Origin of the sequence: Streptomyces iakyrus, assembly GCF_000717055.1 — a bacterium.
GTDB lineage: Bacteria > Actinomycetota > Actinomycetes > Streptomycetales > Streptomycetaceae > Streptomyces > Streptomyces iakyrus.
The window spans coordinates 33,141-44,503 of record NZ_JNXI01000006.1 but is presented as its reverse complement, the minus strand read 5'-3'; the positions used below and the strand labels follow the sequence as shown (position 1 = coordinate 44,503).

The window sequence follows — 11,363 nt, the reverse complement described above, 5'->3', positions numbered from 1 at the left end:
ATCGGGCGGGCTGTTGGTCGTGCCCCTCTGCGGGCGAACGGGCTCATGGCGCGCCAGGCGCTGGCGGACAATCGGCTGGCAGTCAGGCGGCTGGCGACAGACTGCCGACAGGCGGACGCAGTGCGGGCAAGCAGACCCGGGTGGGCAGACGGCTGAAGGCAGACGCCTCGAAAGCGTGCACCGCACGAACCCCGTGTCGTAGAAGCTCACCGCGGCTCAGGGTGCGTCTGCCGGGCCACCCCACGGCATCGAGCCGCTGTCCGGACCGCATCGGTCAGGCGGTCCAGTACGGCGGCCGCTTGCTCATCGGTGAGGGTCAGGGGCGGCAGCAGTTGTACGACGCTGGCGTGACGGCCGCCGAGTCCGACGATGAGGCCGCGCCGCAGGCACTCCCGCTGGACCGCGGCGGCCAGTTCGGGGGCGGCGGGCCGGGGTTGTCGTCCACTGTGCGGCATCACCGATGCCGCCACACCGCCCTCCACAGCCTCAGGAGCGCCAGAAGAGCCGGAGTCCCCCTCAGCCTCCGGGTCCACCAGCTCGACCCCGATCATCAGTCCCCTCCCCCGCACATCCCCTACGCACTTCAACCCCGAGGTGAGGTCCCGCAATTGCCTCAGCAAGCGCTCCCCCAGGGTCGCCGCACGCTCGGCGAGGGCGTTCTCGCGGACGTGAGCGAGGGTTGCCGTGCCGACGGCCATGGCGAGTTGGTTGCCGGGGAAGGTGCCGACGGGAGCGCCGGGTTCCCCGATGTCGAGATCGTCGCGGTAGACCACGACCGCCAGTGGCAGGCTGCCGCCGATGGCTTTGGAGAGCACCATCACGTCGGGGGTCACACCGCTGTGCTCCACCGCCCAGAAGGCGCCGGTCCGGCCGACGCCGGTGTGGGTCTCGTCGACGATCAGCGGGATGGACCGCTCGGCGGTGAGCTGTCGCATGCGCCGCAGCCAGGTGTGCGGTGCGGGGATCACCCCGCCCTCGCTCTGAACGGGCTCGACGAGCATCCCGGCGGGCAGCGGCACCCCGGGGCCGCGGTCGTCGAGGAGGGACTCGGTCCAGCGGGCGGCGAGGTCGGCGCCGCGCTCGCCTCCGACACCGAAGGGGCAGCGGTAGTCCTGCGGGTAGGGCAGGCGGGCGACCCGCATGTCCGGGGTGTCCGCCCAGGTGCCGTCGAGGGCTCGGCAGGTGGTTCCGCGGCCGGAACCGGTGAACGCCAGGAGGCCGCTCCGACCGGTCGCCGCACGTACCAGTGCGTAGGCGGTCTCGACGGCTTCGCTGCCGGCCGGCCCGCAGAAGCGCACGCGTGCCCGCCCGGCGAGGCCCGGCGGCAGGGTGCGGTACAGCTCGGTGAGGAAGGCGTCCTTCGCGGGTGTCGCCAGATCGAGGGCGTTCAGGGGTGCGCCGGAGTCCAGGACTTGGCGGATGGCCTCCAGGACGACCGGGTGGTTGTGGCCGAGGGCGAGGGTGCCGGCGCCGGAGAGGCAGTCCAGGTAGCGGCGACCGTCCGCGCCCTCGATGGTCAGTCCCCGCGCCCGCACCGGAACGATCGGCAGGGCACGGGCGTAGGTCCGGGCGGCGGGTTCGCGCGCGGCTTGGCGGCGCAGGATCGCCTCGTGCCCGTCGCGCGAGGCGAGGGCGGTGGCGTCAACGGCTCCGGCGGGAAGGGGTTTCACCTGCGTACGCCCCACAGCGGCCTCCTCCGACGCACGACCCCCACGGGTGGATTCCGCCACGATTTCCCTGACCTCCCACTGGGCACGGGCACAGGGGACCGTGCACAGACAGCAGGCCCCCCCACCGCTACCAACCGCGGATCACTCACCTGGTTACGGGTTGCCTCAAGATCCTTTCCGTAACGGAACTGTTGCGGACCCGTCGGATCGCCCCGACAGCCACCGCATAGTGTGTGGTGCCGTTCCCGGACACCGTGCGGTCCCCGAACCGCCCGTGTGACAGCGGGAATCGGGGCCGAGGCACCGGTCGGTCCACGTTCGTTCCGTATCAGGGGGAGTCAGATCATGCGATCCATACGGCCGTCGTCCCATGCCAGCCGAGAGGGGAGGGCGGGCCGCAGGAATTCCCCCGTACTGGCCGCCGTGGCCCTCGTCTCGGCGCTCGCGCTCACCGCCACCGCCTGCGAGTCGGGCGACGCCGCGGCGGGCGGTGAAGCCTCCGCGTCGGCCACCGCTTCCGACGACGGCAAGCTCAGGATCCCGGACGACATCAGGGACCGGCTGCGCGAGCACGGGATCGACGTCGACAAGTGGAAGAACGGCGCCTGGAAGAACTGGGACCGGGACGACTGGCTGCGCGAGGCCCACGAGTACATCAACCCGATCATCGAGGGGCTCTGGAACCCGGACCGGATGCGGGAGGCCGAGGAGCCCGACCAGGGCGTCGACGAGAGCGACCTCTCCGGAGACCAGGGTGTGACCGACCCGACGCCCGAGCCGGTCGAGGCGCAGGCCGTGCCGCCGTCGTACCACGCCAACGCCCCGACGGCCGGGAAGGTGTTCTTCGACTCCCCCAAGGGCTCGGCCGTCTGCTCGGCGACCGTGGTGAAGGACCCGGCCCACCCCGGCAAGTCCAACCTGGTGTGGACGGCGGGTCACTGCGTGCACGCGGGCAAGAAGGGCGGCTGGTACCGCAACATCGCGTTCGTGCCGTCGTACAACGACGACGGCAGGCCGGTGGAGGAGCTGGAGAACGTCACCCGTGAGGACGTCGCTCCCTACGGTGTCTGGTGGGGCGACTGGGCGCAGACCTCGGACCAGTGGATCGAGCAGGGCGGTTCGACGGGCGGCGACGGCGCGCCGTACGACTTCGCGGTCATCCATGTGACGCCGGAGAAGGGCAGCGGCGGCAAGTCGCTGGAGGAGATGGTCGGTTCGGCGCTGCCGGTCGACTTCAAGGCGCCCGCGGTGCCGCAGGTGAAGAGCCTCACGGCGATCGGCTACCCGGCCGCGCCACCCTACGACGGGCAGAAGCTGTACCGGTGCGAGGACCGGCCCGGACGGCTGTCGGTCACCGCGTCGGATCCGACGATGTACCGCATCGGCTGCACCATGACCGGCGGTTCGTCGGGCGGCGGCTGGGTCGCGACCGGCTCGGACGGCAAGCCGGCGCTGGTGTCCAACACCTCCATCGGCCCGGTGACGTCGGGCTGGCTGGCCGGGCCGCGCCTGGGCGGCGTGGCCAAGGGCGTGTACGACTCGGTCAGCAAGAAGTTCGCCGACCGGTGACGGCCTGCTGAACGGCGCCGCCGGTGGGGCGGCACACCCCGCGGAAACCTTCACCGCCCCACCCCGGTACGCCCTCAACTCCCCGGGCATAGTGGGGTGTCGCGCGGACCCACCGAACACACCCAGGTCCATGACATGCCCACGTAGCGCCCGCCCGGCACCAGCACCAGCACCAGCACCAGCACCAGCACCACATACGTACGCACAACGGGGGTCATCGCACCATGCGTTCCACACGTACGCCCGCACCCAGGCGCGGGCCGCGCACCGTCCTCGCCGCCACCGGACTCGTCGCCGCGCTGGCGCTCACCGCGACCGCCTGCGGCGGTTCGGCGGACTCGGCGAGCGACAAGCCCGACGCCACCTCCTCGCAGGCAGCCGCGGACGGCAGCGGCGGCGGCAAGGTCAAGATCCCGGCCGATCTCGCGGGCAAGCTCAAGGAGCACGGGATCGATGTCGACCGCTGGAAGGACGGCGGTTGGAAGGACTGGGACAAGGACAAGTGGCTCAGTGACGCCAAGGACTTCGTCAACCCGGTGATCGAGGGCCTCTGGAAGCCGGAGCGGATGCAGTCCGCCGAGGAGGCCGACAAGACGGTCACGACCAAGGACGCGGCGGCCGGCCAGGGCGTCAGCGACCCGGATCCGGCTCCGGTCCGGGCGCAGGCGGAGAAGACGCCGTACCACCGCAACGCGGCGCCGGTCGGCAAGGTCTTCTTCGACTCCCCCGACGGCCCGGCCGTCTGCTCCGGCACGGTCGTCAAGGACGTCAACCACCCGGGCAAGTCCAACCTGGTGTGGACGGCGGGCCACTGCGTGCACGCCGGCGGCAACGGCGGCTGGTACCGCAACATCATGTTCGTCCCGGCCTACAACGACCTCGGCAAGTCCGAGGCGGAGATCGGCAACGCGAACCCGGCCGAGGTCGCCCCCTACGGCAACTGGTGGGCGAACTGGGCCTCGACCTCGAACCAGTGGATCCAGGGCGGTTCGGAGAGCGGCGGTGACGGGGCCGCGTACGACTATGCCGTGCTGCACGTGAAGCCGGAGCAGGGCGCCAAGTCCCTGGAGGAGACGGTAGGCGCCGCGCTGGACGTGGACTTCTCGGCCCCGTCCGCGGCCGAGGCCGCGAAGATGGGTGCCTGGGGCTACCCGGCCGCGCCGCCCTACAACGGCGAAAAGATGTTCAAGTGCATCGACATCCCCGGCCGGTTCTCGCTCAGTCCCTCCCTGCCGACGATGTACCGCATCGGCTGTGACATGACCGGCGGTTCGTCCGGCGGCGGCTGGTTCCGGGTCGTGAACGGCAAGTCGGTGCTGGTCTCCAACACCTCGATCGGCCCGGCCGACAACACCTGGCTGGCCGGCCCCCAGCTGGGACGCGACGCCGAGGCGCTCTACCAGAACATGAGCAAGACGTACGGCGGTCAGTGACCCGTGCATGCTGAAGGCCCGCTCCCCGGCGACGGGGGCGGGCCTTCCGGCGGTCGGGTCAGGTCACGGCGCCTGCCGGGTCGTGCTCAGAGCGCCGGCGCGGGAACGTACGGCGTGAGTTCCGCCGCCAGTTCCTCGTGTACCCGCACCTTGAGCAGGGTGCCCTCCGGGGTGTGCTCCTCGGAGATCACCTCGCCCTCGTCGTGGGCACGGGCGACCAGCTTGCCGTGCGTGTACGGCACGAGCGCCTCGATCTCGACCGAGGGCCGCGGCAACTCGTTGTCGATGAGCGCGAGCAGTTGCTCGATGCCCTGGCCGGTGCGGGCCGAGACGGCGATGGACCGCTTCTCGACGCGCAGCAGACGCTGAAGCGTGAGCGGGTCGGCCGCGTCCGCCTTGTTGATCACGACGATCTCGGGCACGTCGGTGGCGCCGACGTCCCGGACCACCTCGCGTACGGCGGCCAGCTGCTCCTCCGGGAACGGGTGCGAACCGTCCACCACGTGCAGAATCAGGTCGGACTCGCCGACCTCCTCCATCGTGGAGCGGAACGCCTCGACCAGGTGGTGGGGCAGATGGCGTACGAACCCGACCGTGTCGGCCAGGGTGTACAGCCGTCCGCTCGGGGTCTCGGCCCGGCGCACGGTCGGGTCGAGGGTCGCGAACAGGGCGTTCTCGACCAGCACGCCCGCGCCCGTGAGGCGGTTGAGCAGCGAGGACTTGCCGGCGTTGGTGTAGCCCGCGATGGCGACGGACGGCACCTTGTGGCGCTTGCGCTCCTGGCGCTTGATCTCGCGGCCGGTCTTCATTTCCGCGATCTCCCGGCGCATCTTCGCCATCTTCTCGCGGATCCGGCGCCGGTCCGTCTCGATCTTGGTCTCACCGGGACCACGGGTGGCGAGGCCGCCGCCCTTGCCGCCGCCCATCTGCCGGGACAGCGACTGACCCCAGCCGCGCAGTCGCGGCAGCATGTACTGCATCTGCGCGAGAGCGACCTGCGCCTTGCCCTCTCGGGACTTGGCGTGCTGGGCGAAGATGTCCAGGATCAGGGCCGTCCGGTCGATGACCTTGACCTTGACGACGTCCTCGAGGTGGATCAGCTGTCCGGGGCTGAGCTCACCGTCGCAGATGACGGTGTCCGCGCCCGTCTCGACGACGATGTCGCGCAGTTCCTCGGCCTTGCCGGAGCCGATGTACGTGGCCGCGTCGGGCTTGTCGCGGCGCTGGGTGACGCCGTCGAGCACCAGCGCGCCGGCCGTCTCCGCGAGGGCGGCGAGCTCCGCGAGGGAGTTCTCCGCGTCCTGCACCGTTCCCGAGGTCCAGACGCCGACGAGGACGACCCGCTCCAGACGGAGCTGGCGGTACTCGACCTCGGTGACGTCCTCGAGCTCGGTGGAGAGGCCCGCCACACGGCGCAGGGCCGCGCGGTCGGAGCGGTCGAACTGGTCGCCGTCCCGCTCTCCGTCGATCTCGTGGCTCCAGGCGACGTCCTCTTCCATCAGGGCATCGGCCCGAAAACCATCGGGGTGGCTGTGCGCGAAGCGCTTGGAGTCCTGGGAAAAGGAAGAAGAGGAGGTCATTGGATCCTTACGTCGATGGGAAGCCGTTCACTGTGTGCAACGCGCGGGCGGTCCGGGAGATTCCCGGCACCCCGTACCGCGCCGACCTGAAGATGTTCGCACGGCACGGGGCGTCTCGTCACTGTGTTATCGGGCGGGCGTCGCCCCGCTCGGGCCTACTGCGCCGGGTCCTGCGGCTTCGCGGACGTCTCCGGCTTCCAGTCCGGGTGCCCCGGCATCGGCGGGGTCTTCTCTCCGTACAGCCAGTCCTGGAAGAAGCCGTCGAGGTCACGCCCGGAGATCTCGGAGGCGAGCTTGACGAAGTCCTCCGTGGTGGCCGTGTCGTCCCGGTGGCGGACGACCCAGGCGCGTTCCAGGCGTTCGAAGGCCGGGCGGCCGATCTCCTGGCGCAGGGCGTACAGGACGAGCGCGGCGCCGTCGTAGACGTTGGGCCGGAAGAGGCCGGTCTTGCGGGCGGGGTCGGGGGCCTTCGGGGCGGCGGGGGGCCCGCCGGCGGCGCGCCAGCGGTCGGAGGCGCCGTAGGCGGCCTTCATCCGGGCCCGCATCGGCTTGCCGGCCTGCTCCTCGGCGTACAGCGCCTCGTACCAGGTGGCGTGCCCCTCGCTGAGCCACAGATCGGACCAGGTGCGGGGGGTGACGCTGTTGCCGAACCACTGGTGGGCCGCCTCGTGGACCATGATCGACTCGACGTACCACGGAGGGTAGACCGGCTCGGTGAAGAGTTTCCGTTCGAAGAGCGACAGAGTCTGGGTCTCCAGTTCGAAACCGGTGGAGGCGTCGGCCACGAGCAGGCCGTACGTCTCGAAGGGGTAGCGGCCGACCTTGCTCTCCATCCAGGCGATCTGGCCGGGGGTCTTCTCCAGCCAGGGTTCGAGTGCCCTGCGGTCGCGGGTCGGGACGACATCCCGTACGGGCAGGCTGTGCGGGCCGGTGCGGTGCAGCACCGTGGAGCGGCCGATGGACACCTGGGCGAGCTCGGTGGCCATGGGGTGCTGGGTGCGGTAGGTCCAGGTCGTCGACCCGCCGGACTTCTCCACCCCGGCGGCCAGGCCGCCCGCGACGGCCGTGTGACCGTCGGGCGCGGTCACCCGGAAGGTGAACATCGCCTTGTCGGAGGGGTGGTCGTTGCAGGGGAACACCAGGTGCGCGGCGTCGGCCTGGTTGGCCATGGCGAGGCCGTCGGCCGTGCGCACCCAGCCGCCCTCGCGGCCCTCGGCGGGCACGGGATCACTGGTGTGCCGCACGGTGATCCGCATCCAGGTGCCGGCCGGCACCGAGTCCTCGGGTGTGATCACCAGGTCCTCGCCGGCGGAGCGGAATTCCGCGGGGTCGCCGCCGACCTCGACGGACTTGACCTTGCCGTGGGCGAAGTCCAGGTTGACGCGGTCCAGGTCGGCGGTCGTCCAGGCGTCGATGGTGGTGACGGCCTGCAGCGGCTCGCTGTTGTTGCCCGGATAGGTGAAAGCGAGGTCGTACGACGCCACGTCGTAGCCGGGGTTGCCGAGGTACGGGAAGAGGCGGTCGCCGACGCCGAGCGGGGCGACGGGGGCGCTCGCGGCGACGAGGCAGACGGAGACGGCCGAGGCAAGCAGGGCGGCCGCGGCCCGGCGACGGGTGGGGGTGGTGGCCTGGCTGTGAGGGGTCAGGATCATGCCCCACGGCTATCAGCGGGCGGGCGGGCGGCGGGGACGGCGCGCTTTCGTCCCACCCGAACCGGGGACCGGGGCCTGAGCCGGGTGCCGCCCCGGCGGCGCGTCAGCCGCCCTGCGGCTGCGGCTGCGCCCGGCTGACGTCGTACACCCCGGCCACGTTGCGCATCGCCCGCATCAGGGCGGGCAGGTGGCCGGCGTCCGGCAGTTGCACGGTGTACGTGTGCCGCACCTGCTGCTGGGTCGGGGGCTCGACGGTCGCCGACACGATCTCGGCGCCCTCGGAGGCCATGGCCTCGGTGAGGTCGGCCAGCAGATGGGGACGGACGAACGATTCGGCGACCAGCGTGACCCGGCACTCGGCGGTCTCTCCCCAGCGCACGCCGACCTCCGCGCGCCCCCCGTCCTTCATACGCGCCACCGCGGGGCACTCCACGCGGTGCACGGTGACCGCTCCCCCGCGTACGGCGAAACCGGTGATCTCGTCGGGCGGTACGGGCGTGCAGCAGCGGGCGAGCCGGACGGTCGCGCCGGGCAGGTCGGCGAGGACATGGCCGGTGCCGGGGCGCCCGGCGGGCTGCTCCGGAGCCGCGTCCGGGTCAGGTGCGCCGACGGACCGCGGAGCCGTCCGGTCCTCGGAGATCCGCGCCTCGCCCTGCTGCTGGGACTCCGCCTGGACCGGATGTGCGGTCAGCCACCGCTGGATGGCGATCCGGGCCGCGGGCGTGTGGGCGTGCTCCAGCCACTCCCGGGAGGGTTCCGACGCCGGGTCCTGGCCCATGAGGAGCTGGACGGTGTCGCCGTCCTTGAGGACGGTGCTCAGCGTCGCCAGACGGCCGTTCACCCGGGCCCCGATACAGGCGTGCGCGTCCTCGCCGTACTGCGCGTAGGCGGCGTCCACGCAGGTCGCGCCCTCGGGCAGGCCGAGCGTGCCGCCGTCGGGCCGGAAGACGGTGATCTCGCGGTCCTGGGCGAGGTCCTCGCGCAGGGTGGACCAGAAGTGGTCGGGGTCGGGTGCCGCCTCCTGCCAGTCGAGGAGCCGGGAGAGCCAGCCCGGGCGGGTGGGGTCGACACGCTCGCCGTCGGCCGGGTCGTCGGGTGCGGGCGCGTACGGGTTGCCGAGGGCGACGACGCCGGCCTCGGCGACCTTGTGCATCTGGTTCGTGCGGATGAGGACCTCGACTACCTGGCCGTCCTCGCGCGCCACGGCCGTGTGCAGCGACTGGTAGAGGTTGAACTTCGGTACGGCGATGAAGTCCTTGAACTCGGAGACCACCGGCTTCATGCAGGTGTGCAGTTCGCCCAGGACGCCGTAGCAGTCGGCGTCCTCGTTCACCAGGACCAGGACGCGGCCGAAGTCGGAGCCGCGGAGCCGGCCGCGTTTGCGGGAGACGCGGTGCACCGAGACGAAGTGGCGGGGCCGGATGAGGACTTCGGCCGTGATGTCCGCCTCGCGCAGCACACCGCGTACTTCGTCGGCGACCTCGGCGAGGGGGTCGTCCGCGCGGGCGGCGTTGTGGACGATCAGCTCCCTGGTGTGCGCGTACTCCTCGGGGTGCAGGATCGCGAAGACCAGGTCTTCCAGTTCGGTCTTGAGCGCCTGGACGCCGAGCCGTTCGGCGAGCGGGATGAGCACGTCACGTGTCACCTTGGCGATGCGCTCCTGCTTCTCGGGGCGCATGACTCCGAGGGTGCGCATGTTGTGCAGCCGGTCGGCGAGTTTGATCGACATGACGCGGACGTCGTTGCCGGTGGCGACGAGCATCTTGCGGAAGGTCTCGGGCTCGGCGGCGGCGCCGTAGTCGACCTTCTCCAGTTTGGTCACGCCGTCGACGAGGTAGCGGACCTCCTCGCCGAACTGGTCGCGGACCTGGTCGAGCGTCACGTCCGTGTCCTCGACGGTGTCGTGCAGCAGGGACGCGGTCAACGTCGTGGTCTCGGCGCCGAGTTCGGCCAGGATGAGGGTCACGGCGAGCGGGTGCGTGATGTACGGCTCACCGCTCTTGCGCATCTGGCCGCGGTGCGAGGACTCGGCCAGGACGTAGGCGTGGCGCAGGGGTTCGAGGTCCGCGTCGGGGTGGTGGGCGCGGTGCGCCTCGACGACGTGGCTGATGGCGTCGGGCAGCCGGCCACGGGCGGCGGGGCCCAGCAGGGCCGCGCGGCCGAGGCGGCGCAGGTCGATCCGGGGGCGGGCCTTTCTGCGGGGGGCTGTCGGCGTCACCGGTCCTGACACCGCGCCCGGCATCGGGCCTGGGGTCACGGAATTCGTGGCCTCCGCACTCATGGGCACCTCCGGCTGCGTCAACCGGCGGACGGGGTGCCCCAGAGCGGACACGGCTCAGGGAGCGGCTTCGGTCCCCCGTCCGGGCCGGTGCTTGATGCTACCGAGCCCACCACGCCCGACTGACCGCCTCTCGCCGAGCGTGAAACTGATCACCCATTCGAGGGATGAATGTGAGGTTTGTACCCCTGTTCATCGCGACCTTCACCGTGCGATTTCCGCCAAATGGCCGGTTCCAACGGTGATTTCGGGTCGGGCGGCCGAAGGGACGCGGGTGTTTCCGGACGACCGGCTCGGACTCAGGCGGACGTGGCGCCTTCCAGCCAGTCCGCGTCGATCTCGCCCTCGGCCACGATCACGGCGGGGCCGGTCATCTCGATCTCGCCGTCGGGCCGCTCGGTGATCACCAGGGTGCCGCCGGGGACGTCCACGGTGTAGGTCACGGGGGTGCCGGTGACCGTCGGGTCGGCGCCGTCGCGGCGGGCGGTGGCCACGGCGACCGCGCAGGCGCCCGTGCCGCATGAGCGGGTCTCACCCGAGCCGCGCTCGTGCACGCGCAGCGCGACGTGCCCGGGGCCGCGGTCGGCCACGAACTCGACGTTCACTCCGTCCGGGTAGGCGGCGGCCGGGCTGAAAGGGGGCGGAGAGAGCAGATCGCCCGCGTGCGCCAGGTCGTCCACGAAGGCGACCGCGTGCGGGTTGCCCATGTTGACGTTGCGCGCGGGCCAGCTGCGCTCGCCGACGCTCACCGTGACGTCTCCGTCCGGGAGCACTGCCCGGCCCATCCCGACGGTCACGTCGCCGTTCTTGGCGAGGTGCACGGTCTTCACTCCCCCGCGTGTGGCGACCGCGAGGTCTCCCTCGGTGGCGTGACCGGCGCGCTGGAGGTAGCGCGCGAACACCCGCACGCCGTTGCCGCACATCTCCGCGATGGAGCCGTCGCCGTTGCGGTAGTCCATGAACCACTCCGCCTCGGCCGCCATCCCCTCGGCCTCCGGGTGGGCGGCGGAGCGGACGACGTGCAGCAGGCCGTCGCCGCCGATGCCCGCGCGCCGGTCGCACAGGGCGGCGACGGCGGCCGGGGGCAGGTCGATGGCGTTCTCCGGGTCCGGGACGATCACGAAGTCGTTCTCGGTGCCGTGGCCCTTGAGGAAGGCGATCCGCGTGCTCATGCCTCGATC

8 protein-coding genes are annotated in these 11,363 nt (G+C 71.6%); 2 read left to right on the top strand and 6 right to left on the bottom strand.

The window, feature by feature from the left end:
* Window positions 1-206: 206 nt before the first annotated feature.
* Window positions 207-1,685: an aminotransferase class III-fold pyridoxal phosphate-dependent enzyme gene (locus tag OO68_RS12140; RefSeq protein ID WP_403550697.1), complete on the bottom strand. Its 1,479-nt coding sequence runs from the start codon at window positions 1,683-1,685 to the stop codon at window positions 207-209.
* A gap of 330 nt (window positions 1,686-2,015) precedes the next feature.
* On the opposite strand from OO68_RS12140, the gene OO68_RS12135 reads away from it, so the two are divergent.
* Complete coding sequence (locus OO68_RS12135) at window positions 2,016-3,239, top strand: trypsin-like serine peptidase (protein WP_033308308.1); 1,224 nt, start codon at window positions 2,016-2,018, stop codon at window positions 3,237-3,239.
* 74 nt (window positions 3,240-3,313) lie between these two features.
* Here OO68_RS12135 and OO68_RS46240 read toward each other — a convergent pair whose 3' ends face one another.
* The gene (locus OO68_RS46240; RefSeq protein WP_157852701.1) at window positions 3,314-3,457 is read right to left on the bottom strand and encodes a hypothetical protein; all 144 of its coding nucleotides are present in this window, start codon (window positions 3,455-3,457) and stop codon (window positions 3,314-3,316) included.
* 6 nt (window positions 3,458-3,463) lie between these two features.
* Here OO68_RS46240 and OO68_RS12130 point away from each other — a divergent pair, with 6 nt between their 5' ends.
* Window positions 3,464-4,672, top strand: a complete 1,209-nt coding sequence (locus OO68_RS12130; protein ID WP_033308307.1) for a trypsin-like serine peptidase — start codon at window positions 3,464-3,466, stop codon at window positions 4,670-4,672.
* An 86-nt stretch (window positions 4,673-4,758) separates the two neighbouring features.
* Here the strand turns inward: OO68_RS12130 and hflX are convergent, their stop codons facing one another.
* The 4 genes from hflX to dapF form a co-directional block, all read right to left on the bottom strand.
* Window positions 4,759-6,252 (bottom strand): GTPase HflX, encoded by a 1,494-nt coding sequence (gene hflX / locus OO68_RS12125; protein ID WP_033308306.1) that lies wholly within the window; start codon window positions 6,250-6,252, stop codon window positions 4,759-4,761.
* A gap of 155 nt (window positions 6,253-6,407) precedes the next feature.
* Window positions 6,408-7,904 carry a M1 family metallopeptidase gene (locus OO68_RS12120; RefSeq protein WP_033308305.1) on the bottom strand — a complete coding sequence of 499 codons (1,497 nt, stop codon included), beginning with the start codon at window positions 7,902-7,904 and terminating at the stop codon, window positions 6,408-6,410.
* Between the two features lie 103 nt (window positions 7,905-8,007).
* Complete coding sequence (locus OO68_RS12115) at window positions 8,008-10,185, bottom strand: RelA/SpoT family protein (protein ID WP_033308304.1); 2,178 nt, start codon at window positions 10,183-10,185, stop codon at window positions 8,008-8,010.
* 296 nt (window positions 10,186-10,481) lie between these two features.
* Complete coding sequence (dapF, locus tag OO68_RS12110) at window positions 10,482-11,354, bottom strand: diaminopimelate epimerase (RefSeq protein ID WP_033308303.1); 873 nt, start codon at window positions 11,352-11,354, stop codon at window positions 10,482-10,484.
* Between the last annotated feature and the right edge of the window lie 9 nt (window positions 11,355-11,363).